Source organism: Chloracidobacterium sp. (assembly GCA_016720705.1).
Classification (GTDB): Bacteria; Acidobacteriota; Blastocatellia; order Pyrinomonadales; family Pyrinomonadaceae; genus OLB17.
On the sequence record JADKKB010000007.1, the window covers coordinates 188,935 to 211,605 of the forward strand.

General features: G+C 50.5%; 20 protein-coding genes. 15 read left to right on the plus strand and 5 right to left on the minus strand.

Going from position 1 to position 22,671, the window contains the following annotated elements:
- Window positions 1-168: 168 nt before the first annotated feature.
- Genes folK through IPQ00_08055 form a run of 4 tightly spaced genes read left to right on the plus strand, consistent with a single transcriptional unit; the run spans window position 169 to window position 3,042 of the window.
- Window positions 169-714 carry a 2-amino-4-hydroxy-6-hydroxymethyldihydropteridine diphosphokinase gene (gene folK, locus IPQ00_08040; GenBank protein ID MBL0240509.1) on the plus strand — a complete coding sequence of 182 codons (546 nt, stop codon included), beginning with the start codon at window positions 169-171 and terminating at the stop codon, window positions 712-714.
- A gap of 38 nt (window positions 715-752) precedes the next feature.
- Entirely contained in the window at window positions 753-1,613 is an 861-nt protein-coding gene (gene panB, locus IPQ00_08045; protein ID MBL0240510.1) for a 3-methyl-2-oxobutanoate hydroxymethyltransferase, read from the plus strand.
- 7 nt (window positions 1,614-1,620) lie between these two features.
- A complete protein-coding gene (locus IPQ00_08050) occupies window positions 1,621-2,475 on the plus strand; it encodes a pantoate--beta-alanine ligase (GenBank protein MBL0240511.1) in 855 nt (284 codons plus the stop codon).
- A 60-nt stretch (window positions 2,476-2,535) separates the two neighbouring features.
- A complete protein-coding gene (locus IPQ00_08055; GenBank protein ID MBL0240512.1) occupies window positions 2,536-3,042 on the plus strand; it encodes a TlpA family protein disulfide reductase in 507 nt (168 codons plus the stop codon).
- Between the two features lie 13 nt (window positions 3,043-3,055).
- On the opposite strand, the gene maf is transcribed toward IPQ00_08055, so the two are convergent.
- The gene (maf, locus tag IPQ00_08060; GenBank protein ID MBL0240513.1) at window positions 3,056-3,628 is read right to left on the minus strand and encodes a septum formation protein Maf; all 573 of its coding nucleotides are present in this window, start codon (window positions 3,626-3,628) and stop codon (window positions 3,056-3,058) included.
- 69 nt (window positions 3,629-3,697) lie between these two features.
- On the opposite strand from maf, the gene IPQ00_08065 reads away from it, so the two are divergent.
- From IPQ00_08065 to gatA, 4 genes are read left to right on the plus strand one after another with little or no spacing between them, the layout of a single operon-like run.
- A complete protein-coding gene (locus IPQ00_08065) occupies window positions 3,698-4,162 on the plus strand; it encodes a DUF721 domain-containing protein (GenBank protein MBL0240514.1) in 465 nt (154 codons plus the stop codon).
- A gap of 10 nt (window positions 4,163-4,172) precedes the next feature.
- Window positions 4,173-4,454 carry an Asp-tRNA(Asn)/Glu-tRNA(Gln) amidotransferase subunit GatC gene (gatC, locus tag IPQ00_08070; GenBank protein MBL0240515.1) on the plus strand — a complete coding sequence of 94 codons (282 nt, stop codon included), beginning with the start codon at window positions 4,173-4,175 and terminating at the stop codon, window positions 4,452-4,454.
- Window positions 4,455-4,490: 36 nt separating this feature from the next.
- Window positions 4,491-4,907, plus strand: a complete 417-nt coding sequence (locus tag IPQ00_08075) for a DUF3828 domain-containing protein (protein ID MBL0240516.1) — start codon at window positions 4,491-4,493, stop codon at window positions 4,905-4,907.
- 5 nt (window positions 4,908-4,912) lie between these two features.
- Window positions 4,913-6,307 (plus strand): Asp-tRNA(Asn)/Glu-tRNA(Gln) amidotransferase subunit GatA, encoded by a 1,395-nt coding sequence (gatA, locus tag IPQ00_08080; protein MBL0240517.1) that lies wholly within the window; start codon window positions 4,913-4,915, stop codon window positions 6,305-6,307.
- A gap of 14 nt (window positions 6,308-6,321) precedes the next feature.
- Here gatA and IPQ00_08085 read toward each other — a convergent pair whose 3' ends face one another.
- A complete protein-coding gene (locus tag IPQ00_08085; protein MBL0240518.1) occupies window positions 6,322-8,547 on the minus strand; it encodes an EAL domain-containing protein in 2,226 nt (741 codons plus the stop codon).
- Between the two features lie 335 nt (window positions 8,548-8,882).
- On the minus strand, window positions 8,883-11,015 hold the full coding sequence (locus tag IPQ00_08090) for a S9 family peptidase (GenBank protein ID MBL0240519.1): 2,133 nt from the start codon (window positions 11,013-11,015) through the stop codon (window positions 8,883-8,885).
- 145 nt (window positions 11,016-11,160) lie between these two features.
- Between IPQ00_08090 and IPQ00_08095 the strand changes: the two genes are divergently transcribed.
- The 5 genes from IPQ00_08095 to IPQ00_08115 all read left to right on the plus strand — a co-directional run bounded on the left by IPQ00_08095 (window position 11,161) and on the right by IPQ00_08115 (window position 16,099).
- The gene (locus IPQ00_08095) at window positions 11,161-11,403 is read left to right on the plus strand and encodes a hypothetical protein (GenBank protein ID MBL0240520.1); all 243 of its coding nucleotides are present in this window, start codon (window positions 11,161-11,163) and stop codon (window positions 11,401-11,403) included.
- A gap of 138 nt (window positions 11,404-11,541) precedes the next feature.
- A complete protein-coding gene (locus tag IPQ00_08100) occupies window positions 11,542-12,696 on the plus strand; it encodes a type IV pilus twitching motility protein PilT (protein MBL0240521.1) in 1,155 nt (384 codons plus the stop codon).
- 354 nt (window positions 12,697-13,050) lie between these two features.
- A complete protein-coding gene (locus tag IPQ00_08105; GenBank protein ID MBL0240522.1) occupies window positions 13,051-15,270 on the plus strand; it encodes a 30S ribosomal protein S1 in 2,220 nt (739 codons plus the stop codon).
- 42 nt (window positions 15,271-15,312) lie between these two features.
- Window positions 15,313-15,591 carry an integration host factor subunit beta gene (locus tag IPQ00_08110; protein ID MBL0240523.1) on the plus strand — a complete coding sequence of 93 codons (279 nt, stop codon included), beginning with the start codon at window positions 15,313-15,315 and terminating at the stop codon, window positions 15,589-15,591.
- Window positions 15,592-15,607: 16 nt separating this feature from the next.
- Window positions 15,608-16,099, plus strand: a complete 492-nt coding sequence (locus tag IPQ00_08115) for an HIT domain-containing protein (protein ID MBL0240524.1) — start codon at window positions 15,608-15,610, stop codon at window positions 16,097-16,099.
- 48 nt (window positions 16,100-16,147) lie between these two features.
- Here IPQ00_08115 and IPQ00_08120 read toward each other — a convergent pair whose 3' ends face one another.
- Both IPQ00_08120 and hflX read right to left on the minus strand, forming a co-directional pair.
- Window positions 16,148-18,571, minus strand: coding sequence for an HDIG domain-containing protein (locus IPQ00_08120; protein ID MBL0240525.1), 2,424 nt, complete (start codon window positions 18,569-18,571; stop codon window positions 16,148-16,150).
- A 7-nt stretch (window positions 18,572-18,578) separates the two neighbouring features.
- Window positions 18,579-20,318: a GTPase HflX gene (gene hflX, locus IPQ00_08125; GenBank protein ID MBL0240526.1), complete on the minus strand. Its 1,740-nt coding sequence runs from the start codon at window positions 20,316-20,318 to the stop codon at window positions 18,579-18,581.
- A gap of 113 nt (window positions 20,319-20,431) precedes the next feature.
- Between hflX and IPQ00_08130 the strand changes: the two genes are divergently transcribed.
- Both IPQ00_08130 and IPQ00_08135 read left to right on the plus strand, forming a co-directional pair.
- Window positions 20,432-21,061, plus strand: a complete 630-nt coding sequence (locus IPQ00_08130; protein ID MBL0240527.1) for a hypothetical protein — start codon at window positions 20,432-20,434, stop codon at window positions 21,059-21,061.
- 135 nt (window positions 21,062-21,196) lie between these two features.
- Complete coding sequence (locus IPQ00_08135) at window positions 21,197-22,636, plus strand: NAD-dependent malic enzyme (GenBank protein MBL0240528.1); 1,440 nt, start codon at window positions 21,197-21,199, stop codon at window positions 22,634-22,636.
- The last annotated feature ends 35 nt before the right edge of the window (window positions 22,637-22,671 follow it).

The following is a 22,671-nucleotide window of genomic DNA, read 5'->3' on the forward strand; positions in this document are numbered from 1 at the left end:
TTTGCGGGAGATCATCAATTAATAGCCAAAATCGCACCAAACGATTGGGCATAAACCGCCTTTTGCAAGGTAGCTTTTACCGGACAAAGGCGGTGTCGGTTAAGCTTTGGCTAACAGATCCGCTGCCTTGTTGACTTCGAACTAAGATTCGTCTATCTATTGTTTTCGATGAGCTATTTGGATAAAACAACGACTATCGCTTATTTGGGTCTAGGATCTAATCTTGGCGACCGGGCCGGAAACCTTCTGATGGCCGTACGTTGTCTAATCGAGGCGAGCTTTGTCGTTCAGAGACTCTCGTCCATCTTCGAGACAGAACCTATCGATCTTGATACTGACCAACAGTTTTTGAATATGGTCGCCGAGGTGCGCGTCTCCGGGATCAGCCCCACCCAAATGATGGCCAGACTCCTGCGGATCGAGTATCTGCTCGATCGCAAAGACAAATCCGTTAAGTCGTCTAGAACAATAGACCTCGACATTCTTACATACGGTAATTTGCAGGTGGACACCCCGTTTCTAACTGTTCCGCATCCGCGCCTGCATTTGCGAAAATTTGTACTCTGTCCGCTTGCCGAAATATCACCTAGTTTTGTACACCCGGTCTCAAAACGTGATATCGCGGCATTGCTTTCGACGGTCGACGACAATAGTGCAGTTACGCGCTGGAATCCGAACCACGCAATCGCCCGCGAACTTGCCGCGAAACATTAGACTTAACCTCAACGAAAAGCTAGACTTGTACCAACTTTATGGCATATCTTCAACCGGACAAAGAAGGAAAAGTTTACTTACCCGCTATCAGAGCCGCCAAAGAAAATGGCGAAAAATTAGTTTGCCTCACCGCGTATGATTATCCGACTGCCCGGATCGTCGATGAGGCAGGCGTCGATATGATCCTGGTCGGCGACAGTATGGGAAACGTGATACACGGTTATGGCAACACTATTCCGGTCTCGCTTGATGAGATCACTTCGGCCTGTATCGCGGTGAAACGCGGAACTGAACGCGCGATGGTGATCGCCGATATGCCGTTTGGGACCTACCACGTTAACGAAGACGAAAGTGTAAAGAATGCTCTACGTCTAATGAAATATGGCGGGGCCGAGGCCGTTAAACTCGAGGGCGGGCGAAACCGCGTCGAACTCGTCCAGCGACTAGTCAACGAGGAGATACCGGTCGTTGCTCACATTGGCTTGACCCCACAATCAGTTTATAAAATGGGCGGATACCGAGTGCAGGGCCGTACGGCAGAACAGGCCAAGAGATTGATCGAGGATGCCAAAATGCTCGAAGAGGCTGGAGCATTTGCGATCGTTCTGGAACTCGTTCCTCGTGAGGTGGCCAAAATGATGACGAATGAACTCAAGATCTCGACGATCGGGATCGGTGCCGGACTCGATTGCGATATCCAGGTGCTCGTTCTTCACGATCTCGTCGGAATGACTTTCGGCAGGCAACCGAGATTTGTGCGTCAATATGCAAATGTACGCAACGTAATGACCGAGGCAATACAGAACTGGACGAAGGACGTAAAATCCGGTGCGTATCCCGCCGATGCGGAATCGTATGGGCTGACCGAAGAAACACTGTCCGAACTGAAAGGTAAATAGGATCCGAATGGAGATCATCAATCGTCGTCAACGAATGTTCTCGATCGCCCGAATGCTCAGACGTGAGTCTAAGACAGTGGCGTTTGTGCCCACGATGGGGGCACTGCACGAAGGACATCTCACACTTGTACGCGAAGCACGGGCCGCCGCAGATGTGGTGATCGTTTCGATATTTGTAAACCCGACCCAATTTACCGATCCGGGTGATCTAGAACGGTATCCGCGCGACCTTACGGCCGACGCAGCATTGCTCGCCGAATTTGAAGTTGATTACATATTTGCTCCGGAACTTCACGAGATCTATCCAGCCGGATTTTCGACTTACGTAACCGTCGAGGGATTGACGGACTCCCTTGAAGGAACTTCGCGGCCTGGCCATTTTCGCGGAGTTTCAACTGTTGTGACGATCCTATTCAACACCGTTCGGCCTGATATGGCGTTTTTTGGCCAAAAGGACGCTCAACAAGTCGCAGTGATAAAACGGCTTTCGCGAGACCTTGGATTTGAGACCGAGATCATCGTAATCCCGACCGTGCGGGAATCGTCAGGTCTTGCGATGTCGTCCCGCAATGAACTCCTGCTCCCGGAAGAACGGCAAAGGGCAGTTATCATTATCGAGGCACTCCGCGAAGCAAAAGTCGCATTCAAAAAGGGCGAACGAAATGCGTCATCACTAGCTCAAATTGTAAGTAGGAGAATCGCAACCGAATCGCTTGCCCGGTTAGACTATGTCGCCATCGTTGACCGTGATTCCCTGCAACCAGTTGAAAAGATTGGGGATAGCGAGACACTGATCGCGGTTGCCGTCGAAATTGGCCGAGTGCGATTGCTCGACAACGTTCTTCTTAATCGAAAGCAGTAGTTTGGTATCAAACTTGCATCCAACAACTGTGAGAACGCATTATTTGGTTCTTATAAAAGTATGAATACACTAAGAGGTTTCATCACAATTACGGCAATTACGATGGCTTTCGCGTTAAGCACGCTCGGTCAGACGGTACTCACGAAACTAGATGGCACCCGCGTCGATGTCGAATCGCAAGGCGGCAAGATCGTGGTTTTGGCGATCGGGGCAAGTTGGCTACCGCTTTCGGATAAACAGGCGGAATATACCAATTCATTAGCGAAGCGGTACGCGGGCAAGAATGTAGTTTTCTATTTCGTTGTCACAGATTCGACAAATCCTCGGTCAAAAAATTTTGCCAGTAACGAGACTGTTGCTAAATTTGCCGCCGATCGTAAACTGACGATGAACGTACTTCGTGACTCGGACGGACTGCTCACGACTAAAAGTTTTAAGATCGAACAAGTCCCGTCATTTGTGATCTTAAACAAAAACGGCGACTCGACGACCGAACCCTTCGGCGGCATTGACCCTAAATACGATTTGACAGGTCCGATCTCGAGGGCGATCGATAGATTGCTCTAACCTTAAAGCCCGGTCAGTTGCCGGGCTTTTTCATTACCAGATCATATACGGTTTTGACCGGCAGACCGACGACGTTCCAATAATCGCCGTCGATCGCCTCGATAAATAACGCTGCCTGAGCCTGAACAGCATATGCTCCGGCCTTGTCCATCGGTTCGCCCATGGTTGCCAAAAACTCGACTTCACTATCCGTCATTGGTGCAAACTTTACCCTTGTCGAGTCCACCGCCGAACGAGTTTCACCGCTTTCACAAATTGCCACCCCGGTAAGCACCTCGTGCCAATTACCGGCTAACATCGACAGCATTCGCCGGGCATCTGCCATATCGACGGGCTTTCCGATGATCTGACCGTGAATGACAACTGTGGTATCCGCCCCAAGTACGATCGACCCAGGATATTCGGCGGCCACGACCTCAGCTTTTTCGATCGCCAGGCGGCGAACATAGTCTTGCGGCAGTTCGCCCGCAAGCTCCGTCTCATCAATATCCGCTGGGTGCTTAATAAATTTCCAGCCAACAGATGTTAGTATTTCAGTTCGCCTCGGGCTTCCTGAGGCGAGGATCAATTCGGGTAATTCGATCATGATACGTCTAGTTTTCGCATTTGTGTTCAATCTCGTCTAAAATGATAGTTTATTGACGGATATTCGCAAATGGAGCAGTTATTTGGCGCATTGCCCGCAGTTTTGGAACAGATCGATGTTGATCCGTCCGTTCGGGGAGTCATCGTCCTTGCAGCGTGGCGTCGCATATGCGGTGAACTGATCAGGGAGCGCACCGCACCCATTGGGTTCGCGGGACATCGACTCGTTATCGGGGTCGAAGATAAAACGTGGCAGCGGCATCTCGAAGACCTTTCACCGCAGATGGTCGGCAGGCTTAACTCGGCTCTCGGCGACGGAAGTGTTCGCTTCATAGAATTTGTTATCGATGCTTCAGCGGTAGCGGCTGTTCGCGAGCGAACTGCGGCATCTGACGAAATTGATTCTGCCGCCGAGATCGACCCACGGCTGCGATCGGCCGCCGAAGCGATCGGCGACCCAGGTCTGAGAGAGTCGTTTCTAAAAACTGCGGCCGTGTATCTGGCCCGGCAACGAAAAGAGAGTTCAGGATCTTGATAAATAAATTATGGACGTACGAAAGATTGCAAAACTAGCACATCTAGAGATATCTGACGAAGAAGTGGCGATCTACACGCCGCAAATGTCAGATATCGTTAAGTACATTGAGCAGCTCAACGAGCTTGATACAGATTCGGTCGAGCCGATGTTGGGCGGACTGACGCTTGAGGGGGCAACAACGGAAACCATCCGAGCGGACATTCCTACCGGATCGCTTGGTCAGGAGGCCGCTCTTGCCGAAGCCCCGTCCGCCGTCTCGGGCCATTTTCAAGTGCCAAAGGTGTTGTAGATGATCGCAGACCGTATATTTTCTATAAGTAGGACAATGATCGTGTCAATTTTGGCCGTGATCTGTCTTATAAATGCGGGCTGCAGTATCCCGACCCTTGAAACGTCAGATTGCACAGTTGCAAGGGAGAGCGTAAAACGATTCTATTCGTTCCACTTCGGTAATGATTTAACCCCTTCGCCTGAAAATCTAACGATGCGAAAGGATTTCTTGACTCCGGAATACTACCAACGGTTGACCAATTCGGTCGAAAGTAAAACCGACGTCTTTACGCTCACCGATAATTATCCGAAAGCGTTTCGCGTCGGCGAATGCAGGTCGGCTGACGCCGGAAAAGCAATTGTGCAGGTCTTGTTGTTTTGGCATACCGACGATCAAAATGTGCAAAAGCAGATCAACGTGGAATTGACCCGCGCCGGGGACAAATGGCTTGTCGAAAACGTATCTAAATAAATCTTATGTCAGTAGTTTCGAAAATTGAGAGTGTCTTGGCTAACGCGGAAAAACTAAATCCGCAACTCAACTCGTTTCTGTCAATCGAACACGAGCATTCACTCCGACAGGCCATCGCGATCGACGACCGCGGGGCGACACCTCTCGCCGGGCTTGCCGTAGCAGTCAAGGACAATATATGCACCAAGGGGATACGGACGTCGTGTGGTTCGCACATATTGGAAAATTATAAGGCTCAGTATGATGCTACGGTCATCGAGAGACTTAACAAAGCCGGGGCGGTAATCATCGGGAAGACCAATATGGACGAGTTTGCAATGGGCTCGTCAAATGAGTCTTCGGCCTTTGGCGCCGTACGTAACCCGTGGGACATCGAGCGGGTGCCGGGCGGAAGTTCGGGCGGTTCGGCGGTAGCGGTCGCCTCCGGTGTCGTGCGTGCCTCACTTGGTTCTGAGACTGGTGGTTCTGTTCGTCAACCGGCCGCCCTTTGCGGTATTGTCGGCCTAAAACCTACTTACGGTCGTATATCACGCTACGGTCTAGTTGCCTTTGCATCTTCGCTGGACAACATTGGCATCTTTGGTCAAACTTCCGCGGATATTGCGGATGTACTAGGGGCGATAGCCGGCCGTGACCCACTTGACGCCACATCTGCCGATGTCGAGGTACCAGACTATAGATTTGCACTCGGTGCAGATGTTGCGGGCAAAACCATCGGAATTCCGCGGGCACTTTTTGGTGATGGGTTGGATGACGAAGTTCGAACGTCGGTAGATTCCGCAATCGAGAACTTTCGTTCACTTGGAGCTAAAGTGGTCGAAGTCGAATTGCCACACGCACGATACGGAATCGCTGTTTACTATATTATTGCGACGGCCGAAGCGTCATCTAACTTGGCCCGATACGATGGTGCCCGTTATGGATTTCGTGCCGACAATGCCCCAGGCTTGCGGGAAATGTATTTCAAGACTCGCGAAGCCGGATTCGGCCCGGAGGTCAAGCGGCGTATTATGCTCGGGACGTACGTACTTTCGAGCGGATATTATGATGCCTATTATTCAAAAGCCCAAAAGGTTCGCAACCTGGTCAAACAGGATTACGAAAACGCTTTTACCACCTGTGACGCAATTCTGACGCCAACTTCACCATCGACCGCGTTTAAGATCGGTGAACGATCCGACGATCCTTTGGCGATGTATCTGAGCGATATATATACGGTTTCCGCAAACCTCGCCGGTGTGCCGGCGATAAGTGTTCCGTGCGGTCTGTCGCAAGCGGGCCTGCCGATCGGATTGCAGCTGGTCGGAAATTTTTGGTCCGAAGATGTGCTATTGAATCTGGCCTCGGCCTATGAGACGGCATTTCCGCTCGGTTCGGATCCGAATATTTTCGTCGATTGATTCCCCCAAGGAGCTTAGGCGATGCGTAGTTGGTTAATGTCTTGTGGCGTAGTCTGAAATAGCGGCGTTGAGTGTGAAGGTAAAATATTGGTCCAACGCGACCGTTCTTGCAAAAGCTTTTCAATCTCAGCAACCGGAAGCGGCTTTGAAAACAAATAACCTTGACCAAATTCGCACCCGAGTATTCGCAGTTGATGGAATTGATGTATGCTCTCGATGCCCTCGGCAACGACCTTTAAGTTTAGAGCTTTCGCCAATGCGATAACGGTTCGGACGATCTCACCGTTTTCGGAATTATCTTCCATTGCACTTACAAATGAACGGTCAACCTTGAGAAGGTCGATAGGAAATCTGTGTAGGTAGCTAAGACTCGAGTAACCGGTCCCAAAATCATCAATACTGATCTGAACACCGGTCTTTTTGATCTGCTTTAACATCAGTATCGCCGTTTCAGCATTTTCCATGACAGCACTTTCGGTAAGCTCGAGCTTTAGCGACGCCGGCGAGATCCGCGTTTCGGCTAAGACAGCACTGATCTGATCGACTAAATTGGGGTGAGCAAAATGCTTGCCGGAAAGATTGACTGCAACACTTAGAGGCGGTCCGGCGGGATTTTGAGCTTGCCAACGTGCGACCTGGTTACACGCCGATTGGAGAATCTGGATCGTCATCGGCACGATCAACCCGGTATGTTCGCTGATCGGAATAAATTCATTAGGCGGCACGAGTCCGCGTGTCGGGTGATTCCATCTGACCAAGGCCTCGAAGCCGACAAGATCCGCATTTTCAAGTCCAATGATCGGTTGGTAATGGAGTTCAAACTCTTTGCGTTCAATAGCGTATCTAAGGTCCGTTTCGAGTTGCATTCGGGTAACTGCCCGGATATGCATCTTCTGGTCGAATATCACGTGATTTTCGTTATTGTCCTTGGCGTAGTACATCGCGATATCGGCGTCCCTAAGGATGTCTTCCGCCTCGGCGTACCGCGAATTCCCAAAGGCGATACCGATCTTAACATTGGTGAAAACCTGACGGCCTTCCAGCGTATAAGGCTCAGCTACGCGTTTATTCAACCTATCCGCAAATGCCATCGCCTCATCGCGAAGCGTTAGATCGCTCAAAATTATGCCGAATTTGTCCCCGCTGAAACGCGCCACCATATCTTGTTCGCGGATAATCTGCTCCAGACGTTTTGCGACGCTCCGTATCAAACGATCGCCCATTGAATGACCGAGACTGTCATTGATGGTCTTAAACCGATTAAGATCAAGCAGAAGGATGGCAAAGTTAGCCTCTGTATTGTCTTTGCTCTCCTGAAGCGTCAATTTCAGACGATCGATAAAGTAGTTTCTGTTTGGTAAACCCGTAAGTTCGTCGTGATAAGCAGCGTGGCGAAAATTCTCGTGACTTTCCTGTAAGTACTGGGTCATCGTCTCAAGTTCACCAACGTATCTTTCGAGTGATTCGACCTTACCTTCGGCTGATTCGGCTCGTGCCCGTTCATTTGACCGAAAACGTTCGGCGGTCGAATCAATATTCGACATATATCGTCGATACATATAGATCGCAAACGCGAAGAATGCTATAACACCTGAAACCGCGTAGGTATTGGTCTGCAGAATACCCGAGATCAACAAACCGCCGGCGATACCGACCAAACCAAAGATCAATAGCGAATCGAGTAGGTACTTTTCAAAGCTCCATCGCGAATCGGACGTATGGCCAAATTGAACGACCGCAAAATTGAGGAGTGCAGACGTCACGTACATCGCGACGGTCGCAACCGATACAAACCAAACGAAACTTGTCATATCCGACCGCTGTGCAACCAGGTCGACAGATCCAAACATAGAACCGACAGCCTGTGCTGCCGCCGTCGATGCGGCGATGCCTATCGACGCCGAAACCACGCGGCCAGTAATCGCGACGGAGTTAGAACGACCGGTGGAAATCATCGCAACCGCCGAGAAATGAATTGTGGCCGCAATAACGCCGATCTCACCGCCGTAGAGATACAAGACGGCCAGGACCGTGGCATTTCCGATCACGATCTGAAGGTCATAGCGCTCAATATGAGCCTTGAGGAATGTACCGACCGCAATCGATACTCCGACAAGCGTAATAAGTGCAATATCTATACGTGACGGATTCAGCTTAGAACCTGCCACGCCGACACATACGAGAGCCATTGCCCCGATTAGCACCGTCAAAATGATAAAGGTTGAGGATCGTTTTTCCATTAGATGGACCGAGTTGCTGTAGAAGGTCTGACCGGTAGGATAAGGCACACAGAAAACATTGTTTAATGTTTGCCTAACCAATATTAACTCAAAGCATCGACGTTTGACAATGATTTTTTTCGCTGAAACTTTGCTCGCTCCGGCGTTGCCCGTGGTGCAATACTCGTGCCGTAGCCGATACCGGTCGAAATGCCTTGTTTTCCCAATCCCGGTTTCCAGCATTAGGTCAATTCCCCCCACCGCATCGGTCACATTGACTGGCAGAATCGTCAAAATGCAAAAAAAGCGGTGCCGAATTTCTCGGCACCGCAAATACGATCAAATTAGTTATTGTCTTACTTCGTGATCCCGACTTGAGTAAGAGCATACGCATAGTCGAATGCGACTTCCTTCAAACGGTCGTATCTGCCGGATGATCCGCCGTGTCCCGCTCCCATATTTGTTTTCAGCAATACGATATTTTTATCGGTTTTCATCTCCCTTACCTTCGCCGCAAATTTTGCACCTTCCCAATATGGGACCTGGCTGTCGTTAAGCGATATTTCGATAAGCATATTCGGATACGCTTGCTTTTTGACGTTGTCGTATGGCGAATAAGAATACATATAGTCCCACGCCTTCTTGTCGTCGCGAGGATTTCCCCATTCGACCCATTCCTCGGTGGTCAAGGGTAGTGTTTCATCGATCATCGTATTCATCACGTCGACAAACGGCACCTGAACGATCGCTGCCTTGAATGTCTTCGGCGATTGGTTCATTACCGCACCCATCAACAATCCGCCCGCCGAACCGCCCTGTATCACGAGTCGGTCGGCCGATGTGTATTTTTCGCTGATAAGCCACTTGGCGGAATCGACGAAATCGTTGAACGTATTTATTTTCTTAAACATACGACCATCTTGCCGCCATTTTTCGCCGAGTTCTGATCCACCTCGAATGTGAGCGATCGCGTAAACCATTCCTCGATCGACCAGACTTAACCTTGCGGTTGAAAAGTTCGGTGTCATCGACGCTCCATAAGACCCATACGCGTATAGCAGCATCGGGGCCTTACCGTCGAGTTTCGTTCCCTTTTTCCAAACGATCGACACAGGAACCTTGACGCCGTCGCGTGCTACTGCCCACACGCGTACAGTTTCGTATTGTGATTTGTCATAACCGCTAGGGATCTCTTGCTGTTTTATCAATACTGATTGTCTTGTATTCAAATCGAATTCAAAGGTTGATTGCGGCGTTATCATTGACGAATAACCATAACGTACGACTGACGTGTTATATTCCGGATTAAACCCGAGATCCATCGTGTAGACGCTTTCATCCGTCGGTATCCGAAAGGACGCCCGCTTGCTTCGCATATCCATTACGCGGAGATATTCGAGTCCATTTTCGAGTTCTGAAACGACCGAATAGTCCTTAAAGAAACTTATGCCTTCGATCTTTACTGCCGGATCGTGCGGAATAAAGTCTTTCCAATTCTTTTCGCCCGGCTCTAACAGAGGTGTGTGAACTACTTTGAAGTTTTCGGCGTTCTTATTTGTGCGAATATAAAATTCACCGTTATTAAAATCCGCACTATATTCGTGGCCCTCACGGCGAGGTGACAAAACACTAAACTTGCCGTCTGCGACCGCATTGGCAGAAAGGTATCGATATTCAGTCGACGTTTTGGCAAAAGAGGCAATGAAGTACATTTGCCTATCACGCGACCGACTCACCCCGACGTTAAAGTACACGTCCTTTTCTTCAAAGATCAGCTCATTATTGTTCGTTCCGACGGAATGACGCCAAACCTTGTCGGACCGCTTTGAGACCGCATCTTCCTGTCCAACAAGGAGATATTTGCCATCCGGCGACCACTCGATGCTGGTAACACGTTCTATCTTGTCCGGAAGCATTTGGCCCGTTCGGAGATCCTTGATCTGTAGCGTGTATTGACGATATCCCGTCGTATCGGTCGCGAATGCAAGTAAATTGCCATCGTCACTCGGTTCGAAGTTCGAGATCGCAAAGTATTTGAGGCCCTCCGCCATTTTGTTTTGGTCGATAAGGGTTTCAGGGTTCGCACCATCGCGAGTCTTGCTGCGAAGGTAGGTTGGATATTGCTTTCCCTCCTCGACCCTGTTGAAGTACCAAAAATTGCCAAGTTTGTACGGCACGCTCAGATCGTTTTGTTTGATACGGCCGAGCATTTCCTTGTAAAGAGTGTCGGTAAGACCCTTGTGCGGTCCCATATATGCCTCGGTGTATGTATTTTCGGCATTGAGGTGCTCAATTATCGCAGGGTCCTTTTTGTCGTTGCGATCTCGGAGCCACGCATAATTATCGGTGATCTCGTAACCGTGGATCTTCAAAACCTTTGGGACTTTTTTTGCTACCGGTGTCTTCATATTTGACTGGGCAACGATCACGGTGTTACCGATAACGATAATGATAAAAACGACGACTATACTCATCAAACCTTTGATCATCTGCTTGCTCCTAAAATTGTTGTAGAATCTTAATTCTTACTACGGATAATCATACGTTTTGTTTCCGGTTAGACAAAATGCCATTGAATTCGCTCCGCAAACGTGCAAGATAGCAGTGTCGCCGGTAATTCGGTAGACTGCGGGTATGACCAAATACGATGTTTACGTCCGATGTGACCACTGTTCACAAAATCATTCGGTACACGTTTCTCTACAACTGGAAGACGATTCGCTCGATGGAACGCACTTAATGGATCACATCGCCGAAGACAAATTCCCGACCTCGATCGCATTTATGCGTTCGAACAAATACCGGTGTCCACATACATCCGAGCTATATGCTGCCGACGACATCGCTAAGATCGTTCTTTTTGCAGCCGTAAGGTGATAGTTCACCTCGATAAAAAAATACGTTGACCTCGCTGATTCGCAAGAGTTAAAATCTATTCTGAACCGTCTTGGCGCGTATAGTGCTTTCTGTACATTTTCTATTCCGCATTCGCCTGATTTTCTAGGTTCATTAATTATGTCAACCCGAATAGATGATCTACTGCGAATGGCTATGAGCTTCGGCGCCTCTGATCTCCATTTGCGTGCGGGTTCGTTTCCGGTGATACGGGTCACCGGCGAACTAAAACCGTTGACCGGTGTCAGTCGGCTAACACAAGATGAAACGCTTGAAATGGCGTTCTCGATGATGTCGAATCGTCAAAAGCAACATTTCAAAGAGGCTTACGAAGTCGACATCGGTTACGGTGTATCGGGGCTTGGCCGATTTCGCGTAAATATCTTTCAACAGCGAAATTCGATCGGCATCGTTGCCCGGGTCATATCCGATTCGATACGTGGATTTGCCGAACTAGGGATGCCGCCGATCCTGAATAAGATCGCCGACGAGACCAGAGGGTTGGTGCTTGTGACAGGTACTACCGGTTCAGGAAAATCAACAACACTGGCCGCGATCGTTGACTATATCAATCAAAAGCGGAACTGCCATATCGTTACGATCGAAGATCCGATCGAATTTTTACACAAGAATAAAGAGTCTTTCGTGACCCAACGCGAGGTTGACGTAGACACGCGAAATTTCGCCGAGGCACTCCGTGGTAGTCTGCGTCAGGACCCTGACGTGATCTTGGTCGGTGAAATGCGTGATCTCGAGACTATCGAAACCGCACTCGTAGCGGCGGAAACGGGTCATCTCGTACTTTCTACGCTGCACACACTCGATGCGTCCGAAACGCTATCCCGAATAATTACGGCTTTCCCGCCGTATCAGCAAAAGTCCATAAGGATCCAACTCGCGGGACTCCTAAAGGCAGTAGTCTCGCAGCGGCTGATGAAGTCCGCCAAAGGCAATAGTCGTATTCCTGCCGTCGAGGTCCTTATGTCCACGCCGTTGATCCGAGACTATATTCTTCACGACGACAAAACCCAAAGCATTCGCGATGCGATCGCGGCGGGCACATCACAGTACGGGATGCAGACGTTTGACCAGTCGCTATTTTACCTATACCAGTCCGGCCTTATCACGCTGGACGAAGCCCTTCGAGGAACTACCAATCCGGACGAATTCAGGCTGCGGCTTGCCGGCATCAACACGACCTCTGGAATCGCAAAGGAAGAAATGGAGAGAACCAGCGGGGTCGGCAACGTAAGTGATCTCATCGTCAGAAACTAGACATCACGGTTGTCAAGCATTTTAAGAAGGCCAAATGCAACGTGACCGCACGTCTAAATATCGATTTTGCAACGATTTTCGGCGAATTACCCTTGACAATTTGACGACTTGAATTATATATTTTAGTTTTACCAAGTCACACGGAAGGAGCTGAATTTACTACTATCGTCATTGCCCTCCGATGCATTCCAAAATGTAGAATGCGAACGATGGGACGATTGGTAGATAATTGGGTTTAGGGTGCGACCGGCAAGCATTTGCCCCGTCACACCAATTTGGTGATCTGAGAAAAAAATTGCCGGACTGCACGAGCAGGTACGGTATCCAAACAATAAGGAAGTAAGAAACGCGTAAATGACAAACGAGGTTACAACAGGAACTGAAGAAACGACCGCTGCAGAGACTTCAGTTGTGGATCAAACAGCAGCTTCAACAACACCGGCGGATATTACCGCCTCAGCCGAACCCGCCGCTCCGGCGACGGATGACGTTCAGAATGCGGGGGACATCGATTTCGGTGCGATCCTAGAGCAATTCGAACAGGAACAGACGATCTTCCATCCGGGCGAACTGGTTGAAGGTAAGGTCGTTGGTATTTCTGATCGAGGGATTCTGATCGATTTTGGCTATAAGTCAGAGGGTATCGCTCCGGTCGAAGATTTCACCGGCGAAGACGGCAATTTGACCGTCAGCGTTGGAGATTCGGTCGAGGTCGTGCTTCGAAGCATGCATTCGGGCGACGGTCCGCCGCAATTATCACGGCACGATGCTCTCGCACGCAAGGCGTGGGACGTTGTTGAAAGGGCTTTTAACGAAGAAGCTACTGTAACCGGAATTGTCCTCGACAAAACCAAAGGCGGCCTGAGGGTGGACCTCGGCGGCATCGAAGCGTTCCTCCCCGGATCGCAGATCGACTCGCGTCCGATCCACAGTCTTGACCAGTACAAGGGTCAGGAGATCGAAGCAAAGATCATCAAGTTTAGCCGACGCCGAAATAACGTCGTTCTTTCGCGTAAGGTACTCACCGACGAAGTCGTTGGAGTGCAGAAAGGAGAGACTCTAGCCCGTATCGATATCGGGTATGTGATCGAAGGCACGATCAAGAACCTTACCGAATATGGTGCGTTTGTCGACATCGGCGGCATCGACGGCCTACTTCACGTAACAGATATGTCGTGGGGACGTTTGCATCACCCCGGTGACCTGTTCAAGGTCGGCGACCACATTCAGGTCAAGGTATTGAAGCTTGACCGTGAGAAAGAAAAGATCTCGCTTGGTTACAAGCAACTCCTGCCCGATCCGTGGTCAACGGTTATCGAGGTATACCCTGTTAACACAAAGGTTACGGGTAAAGTTTCGTCGGTCACCGACTATGGTGTTTTTGTAGAACTAGAAGCCGGCGTCGAAGGCCTAGTGCACGTTTCCGAAATATCCTGGTCGCGTCGGGCTCAAAGTCCGAAGCGGATGTTTAATCGTAACGATGAGGTTGAGGTTCAGGTTTTGGGTGTTGACACGGTCGAGCGTCGCATCAGCCTTGGAATGAAACAGTTCCAAGAGAATCCTTGGGCAACCGTGGACATTCGCTATCCGATCGGCACTAAGATCCACGGACGCGTACGCAACATCACTGATTTCGGAGCATTTGTCGAACTCGAGGAAGGTATTGACGGACTCGTTCACGTTTCGGACATTACGTGGGCCAAGAAGATCAAACACCCGAAAGACGTACTGAAGAAGGACCAGGAAGTTGACGCGATCGTTACCAGCATTGACAAGCAGGGCCAGCGGCTCTCACTTTCGATGAAGGATCTTACGCCCAGTGCGTGGGAAGGCTTTGTCGCAACTCACCGCCCCGGTGATACGGTCCGCGGCAAGGTTTCACGCTTCACGAATTTCGGAATCTTTGTTGAACTTGGCGAAGGCCTCGAAGGACTCTGCCACATTTCTGAACTCTCTGACGACCGTGTCGAGCGTGCGGAAGACGTAGCTCAACTCGGTCAGGAAATGGATTTCAAGATCCTCCGAATCGAGCAGGCAGACCAGAAGATCGGACTTTCGGCACGTGCGGTCGGCAAGGAAGATGAACCGGTCGTTGATTCCAGAATGTACTCGACCGAAGCAAAGGGTGGAATGGCATCGCTCGGCGAACTTGCCAATTTGAGATTCGGCGGCGAGGCTGACGCATCTACTGAGGCTAAGGTTGAAGAAACGCCTGAAGAGAAAAAGGCTGCCAAGGTAGCCGCCAAAAAGGCGAAGGCCGAAGAGTTTGCGGCACGCGAAGCAGAAGCTCAGGTTGCAGAAGAACTTGCCGCCGCCTCTGCGGAAGATGAACCCGCCGTCGAAGAAGCAGTTGCTGAAGTATCTGCCGCAGATGAAACTGCTGAGGAAACGTCGGTTGCGATAGAATCGACCGAGGAAGAGTCAACTGCCGAGGAAACATCAGTTGAGACTCCGTCGGACGTATCGGCAGCGGTGGATTCGGAAGCGGCGGTTGATACGGCGGTCGAAGAAACGGTCGCCGAAGTTGACGCACCACCTGCCGAAGTCGAAGATTCAGACTCGCAGAAGGCCTAGTTCAAGGGTATTTGGCAATAACACTCTGGAGAGCTATAGAAAATGACAAAAGCTGATCTGGTAGAACGCGTCGCTCGCGAGGCGGATATGACCAAAAAGGATGCCGAACAGTTAGTCGAGATCATCTTCGACAGCATAACTGGAAGCCTGAATCGGGGCGAAAAGATCGAGCTTCGCGGGTTTGGTAGTTTTCGGGTTAGACAGCGTAATTCACGAAAAGGCCGAAATCCTAAGACCGGAGCGGCGGTAGAGATTCCGGCAAAACGTGTCGCATACTTCAAACCGGGCAAGGACCTTAAAGAACTTATCAACAAAGCATAGTTTAGGGAGTTAAGTCGTGGATGTACTCTGGAGTCCGTGGCGATATGATTATATAACAAAAGGCACGGTCCCAATTTTAGAGGGCTGTGCCTTTTGCGGTATTCTTCACAACTCGGCCAGTGATGACGATAATTTTATTCTTCATCGGGCCGAGTTTAATTTTGTCATCCTCAATATATACCCGTATACGTCAGGCCATTTGATGGTCGTTCCCTACGCTCACCTTGACGGTCCGGACATCGCGGAAAGATGTTCAACAAATGAAATGATGGATCTCGTAAATCGATCCGTCACCGCCATAAAATCTGTCTATCGGCCTGATGGAGTAAATCTCGGTATGAATCTCGGTAAAGCCGCCGGTGCCGGCGTTGCCGAACACTATCATATGCACGTTCTCCCGCGTTGGGTCGGGGACGTCAACTTTATGACCGCAATCGGACAGACGCGCACTATACCCGAGGCACTTACCTCCACCTTTGAAAAGTTACGGAATAAATTTGGCGAGTAAACGAATCGACTACATCAGTACCGATCAGAGCACTTTGGTAGGACTGTTCTAAGCAGGTTCAACAGTCCTGTCGATCGCTTCATCTTCGATCTCGCCGCCGAGGCTAACCGGAATATCTGCCGGATTCGCGTATTTGAATCCCCGCTCCTCACTATCGATCTCAGCCTGTGGAAATTTGAACTGGCCCGAATTTGGCGGCACATAACCGGGATAATCAACCCGCGAATGATAGATCGCCACAAGTGACCTTATCATTGATTCTCGTATCTGTGTCAGTTCCCTCAATGTCAGATCGCATTCGTCGAGTTGATCGTCCTGCAGGATGGCATCAATGATCTTGGTCACGATAAATCTGATATTTTCCGGTGTCGGCTCAGCCAAACTCCGTGCTCCGGCCTCGCACGAATCTGCGATCATCATTATTGCCGCCTCTTTGAACTGCGGTTTTGGGCCGGGATATCTAAAGTCGTTTTCGGATATATCAGCATCGTCGTGCGCCTCCGCTTGTGCCTTTTTCAGAAAGTAATGCAGGGTACGTGTTCCGTGATGTTGCGGAATGAAGTCGATGATCCGCTGAGGAAGCCCCATTTCCTTGCCGAGCTTCATTCCATAGGTGACGTGACTGATTATGATCTTGGCACTCTGTGTTGGCTTCAACCGGTCGTGCGGGTTCTTAGCGAGTTGATTTTCGACAAAATGTTCAGGAGCCGCGGTCTTTCCGATATCATGGTAGAGGGCACCGATGCGTGCCAGTAGTCCATTTCCGCCCACCACACGGCAGGCTTCTTCGGAAAGCTGTCCGACGGCGTGCGAATGCTGATTAGTCCCCGGAGCACGCATCGCTAACTGGCCGAGCACCGGCAGGTCCGCATTCGATAATTCCAGTAACTTTACATCGGTCAAAATGCCGAACGACGTTTCGCATATCGGTAATAAAACGGCAGTGACTGCTGCCGTCATTATACCGCTGGCCAGGGCACAGGCGGCGGCTAAGAGGATGGTATTCAATACGATAGGCTGTTGGCTAAACGCGATCAGTGCCAACGCAAGCCCGACGCTTACAGCACCGACGAGCGCTCCCGCTATCGTAACGGTTTGGCGGCTTCGATATCGTCCGATCCCATATACTGCCACCGAGGATGCAAGTGCTGCGTAAACTGCAAATTCCAGCCCTCGCGGGGCAAGGAATCCCGCGATCATGGCAGTCATAAGTCCGGTGAAGAGTGCCGTTGGCCGATCGGCCAAAAGTGTCATCAAAAGACTGCCGGTTGCAAACGGCACCGCGAACGCCCATATCATCGGGTCATTTAGCGGAGCCTTGATGTTCTGTATGGCCGTAAAATCGACGAGGCGAAAGAAAACTGCCATCAATGCAGTTTGAACAAGAACCACAAATCCAAGTAATGCAAAAGTCTTTCGCGGTGAAAGGGCAAGACGCGGCACGATTCCCCGGTTCTGAATAAACTTCCACGCGACCCAAAATAGTCCGGATATCAAGATCAGAACTCCAACAAATCGATTTAGCTGTCGTGTAGAAGTTGCGTAATTCCGGATCGCGGCGATCTTAGACAGCATCGGCTGGGTAATTATGTCGCCCTCGTCAACGATCTTTTGACCACGCTTTAATGAAATTGTCTTCGGCTCGACGCTGTCGGCCGCGCTGTTTCGAGCGGTTTCAGTAGCGACGCTGTCATATGCCACGCTTGGCTCTACCAGGATCTCCGCCGCTATATAAAAGGCGTCGACCTCTTTAGGTGCCAAACTTTTGATCGACGTTAGCCTTGTCTTGAGCTTTTCGCGGGCGGCGGACAGTGGGGTCCAATTACTTTCCGGCATTTTTACGGTCGACTGCTGATTTGGCTTGGCCCGATCAAAAACAAAGACCTCGCTTTGAAAATACTGTCTGTCGGAGTCATCGAAAATATATCCCTCGGAGGATTCTTTCAGCGCACTTTGAACAGCTTCGATCTCGTTTCGGCTATACGTTCTCGCAGCTAGAGTTTTCCCGACCTCCGGGCCTCCCGCACCTGACCAATGTGTTTCTGATTTAGCATCAGAGTTTGAGGGTTTAGTCTTTACCGGTTCGTCTCCGTGCCTTTGCAACTTCTCCCACGAGGACAAGAACCTTTGTACTGCCTGATCTGATTTATTTGACTCGTACCGAAAGATCGGTTTAACGGCATTCCTGGCTTCGATCCGTAACCTTTCGGACTCTTCTACGTCGGCGAAGAAAACATCGGCCGGTGCGATGATACTCTCGCGTGCGATCTCGCCTTCTTTGTAAGCCTGCTCACTTGACGCTCGCCAAAGCGGGTTGTGAATCAAAAGCGTTGTAAATAGACATAGACCTACAAAGCCGGCCCAGAACTGCTGATCCGCAGAAAGTCGGCCGAACGGCTTCGCTAAAAGTGCGACGACCTTTTCACGGCGCCGTGCGAACGGCGTTTTCATATCCTGGATCCGCTTACTCATTATCGTTCTATGCTTCGACCCCGATCGGTTCCGGAATGCCGGATTCCTCACTAACCGGTTCACCGTATTGGGGCCGCGGTACCGAAATTATGTCACCGATGGCCTCGACCATTGGCCGCAATGTTTCACGACGAATAGCTGAAATTGCCACGCTATGTTTACCACTTTCAAGTTCGATCTGTCTTGCCAGTCGTTCGATCTCTTGCTCCGGCAGCAGATCTGACTTATTCGAGACGATAAGTTGTGGTATCTCGTTGTAGTCGAGATCGTTCAGTATCTTTCCGACTGAATCGATCTGCTGACGTACTCTCGGATTTGACGCGTCGACCACGTGTATCAATAGATCGCTGTCCGAAATCTCTTCGAGCGTTGCCCGAAACGCTGAGACCAATGCCTCGGGCAGATCCCGAATAAAACCGACGGTATCATTTATGATAACTTCCTGATCATAAGGAAGCCTCAGGCGTCTTGATGTCGGATCAAGTGTCGCGAACATCTTTTGTTCAGCAAATACGGAGCTCTGGGTCAGGCTGTTGAGCAACGTCGATTTACCTGCGTTAGTATATCCCACGAGCGAGATGATCGGCAGATGTTTCTGTACCCGCCTTTTACGTCTTTCTTGCCGCTGATGGCCGAGGTTATCAACCTGTCTTTCCAATTGAGCGATACGGTCGCGAACACGCCTTCGGTCAGTTTCGAGCTTAGTCTCGCCCGGTCCGCGGCCGCCGATACCGCCCGCTAACCTCGAAAATGCCGAGTTTTGCCCGATGACCAACCGAGGCAGAAGGTATTTCAACTGCGCCAATTCCACCTGTAGCTTGCCCTCACGACTCTGTGCACGCTGCGCAAAAATGTCCAAAATTAGCTGTGGTCGGTCTATTACCTTCAATTCGGTTGCATCACTCAGGCTACGTACCTGTGCCGGTGAAAGCTCGGTGTCAAAAACCAAAATATCTGCCCCGAGTCGCATCGATCGAATCAGAAGTTCGTCCAACTTGCCTTTTCCGAGAACGGTTTTCGGGTCGATCCGCGGGCGGCGCTGAATGATCGTATCGAGGATCACGACATCGGCGGAAGCGGCAAGTTCATTCAATTCGGCGATCGACTCCTCCGCTAATTCGACGTCTCCGGTAGTCACCCCAACAAGGATCGCTCGATCGCGGCCAGTTTGGCGTGTCCGCGCGGTTAACCGTATTCGGGCCATTTCATCCTCGAGTGAGTTGATCAGAGAGATGAAATCCGTATCGAGTAGTGACGGGATATTCGGTTCGAGAAATTCGTAAGGTAGCGATTGAGCCTCAGCCTCAAGATTCTCAGCGTTCGTCGGCACAAGGTGAGCCGAGTAGACCAAACCAGGCAGTCCGCCCTTTCGTTCGACCTGGATTATCGACATCAGATCTAACCGTAGAAGTGCCAAGTCTGTGAGATCGTCCTGCGTAAGTTTTTCGCCAAGCAAATGTGTATGTACGCATCGCAGACCTCGGAAACGGTCTTCCGACACTCGGGCACGTCCAAAATCAGGTAATTCGATCCCCTTTGCAGTACCAACCATTACATATTCGATCTGTCCTTTTCGATTGATGAGAACTCCAACCTGCCGACCGGTTTCGTGCGATATCTCCGACATTTGCCGCGCGAGTTCGGGTGAAACGATCGCATCAGGCGCGATCCGACGGGTACCGAGCTTTTCGATACGTTTTAATTGATTATGCTTGAGGCCGCGAGTAAAGCCGTGAACTATATTAATATCGTCAAAAACCTCCGTCCGAATGCTGATTATAACATTCACGAGTCAGCTTTTGTTTGGGAGCAGTGCCTTCCGATAATAAATGTCGCATCGTCGATGTTACAATTCACGGTATGCAGGCTCGGACGCGTCGACAGCGGGAGGTCCTCGACTTCATCAAAGGATTTATTGATTCGCACGGTTATCGGCCATCATATGCCTTGATCGCACGAAATTTCGGCTTGAGATCGCGGTCCGGAATCGTCCGAATAATATCCGAACTTGAATCCCAGGGGCTTCTATCCCGTGAACGGTCGGACGGCCATTTTTCGATCGAGGTCGGAGCGTCAGATCGTAACCAAGTCCCGTCAGGAGGAGTCCAGATCGATTGGTTGGAGGCACCCTTCGAAGGTCATCGTGAACCGTGGGAAAAGCGGCCTGTGGTCTTGCCGGAGTTTATGCTCGGATATCAAACGGCATCGCGTATACGGGCATATCGTGTCCTTGACCGCTCACTTGAGGCTTCCGGTATTAAGGAAGACGATATTGCTCTGATCGAACTTCGTAAATTCGTTCGCGACGGAACTATCGTAGTCGCAGTTGTGGACGGCACTACGACCTTCCTTCGCAAATACTATCGAAAGGGCTCGGACATCGAACTTCGTTCAGCAGGGTTTGGTGGGGAGGACGAGAGTATACGCCGGCCGGCAGACCACGTCGAGATATTAGGCATTTACCGGACCCATATCAGGCCGATCACTTAGCAAGCACAATTATCCCGTCCCCAACCCTTTCATTGCCCACCGCTAGTTTGCCCTCGAACGAGTTTTTCGTCATACTTTTCAATTCGCAGTCTAACGTTTCCGTTTCACTTTGGAACGGAGACCCAAACGCATCATATGAGCCACACACCAACACCAAACGCAAGTTACAGTCTTACCCTCCGAGTTCGCATCCAAAACCGTCCGGGAAAGCTCGGCGAGATAACTACCGCTATCGGACACGCCGGCGGAGATATCGAGGGCATCGACATTGTCAGCGTCGGAAAGGACTTCTTGATCCGGGATATCACTGTAAATGCCGCAAGCGAAGCACATTCTAACGAAATAGTTGATTCGGCCCGCGTTATCGACGGCGTCGAGGTCGTTCACGTATCTGACCGTACGTTCCTTATGCATCTTGGCGGCAAGATCGAGATCACATCTAAGATGCAGTTAAAGACGCGTTCCGACCTCTCGATGGCCTATACGCCCGGCGTTGCCCGCGTATGCCAGGCGATCGAAAAGGATCCGGAAAAGGTCTACAATCTCACGATCAAAAAGAATACGGTCGCGGTTGTTTCGGACGGCACTGCCGTACTCGGCCTCGGCGACATTGGGCCGGCTGCCGCAATGCCTGTAATGGAAGGCAAATGCCAGCTCTTTAAGGAGTTTGGCGGCGTCGATGCGTTCCCGATCTGCTTGAATACGAAAGACCCTCACGAGATCATCGAGACCATCAAGAATATCTCTGTTGCATTTGGCGGAATAAACCTGGAGGACATTTCAGCCCCAAGGTGCTTTGAGATCGAGGATCGCCTTAAAGAGGAGTTGGATATTCCGGTCTTTCACGACGACCAGCACGGGACTGCTGTCGTCGTGCTTGCCGCTCTCATAAATGCATTAAAGATCGTGGGCAAAAAGATGGAAGACGTCAAGGTCGTCGTTAATGGAATCGGCGCCGCTGGCGTCGCGTGCTCTAAGATCGTGATGGCGGCCGGTGTCAAGAATATAATTGGCTGTGACACGACCGGAGCCATTTACAATGGTCGAAAAGAAAATATGAATTGGGTTAAGGACTGGTATGCCCGAAATACTAATCCGGAAAATGAGAAAGGTACGATCCACGAAGTGATCAAAGGTGCAGACGTCTTTTTAGGACTGTCGGCCCCAGGCGTCATTGACGAGAGCGATCTGGCCGAGATGGCCAAGGACCCGATCGTTTTTGCGATGGCCAATCCGACCCCCGAAATAATGCCGGAAGATGCCGTAGGGCTTGTCGCCGTAATGGCAACCGGCCGTTCGGATTATCCGAATCAGATCAACAATGTTCTGTGTTTTCCGGGCATCTTTCGCGGGGCGTTGAATTGCCGTGCATCGCGCATCAACGAAGATATGAAACTAGCGGCAGCACACGCCATCGCGGAGATCATCGGGCCAGATGAATTGCATCCGGACTATATTATTCCGTCTGTGTTTGACCGTCGCGTTGGCGAGGCGGTAGCGGCACGTGTAGAGGAAGCCGCGTATCGCACCGGTGTAGCACGGCGGCACCGATCGGCAGCAGACTCCGAATTTTAGTCCGCCGCGACAAAAGTCTTACATTCAAACGAGTA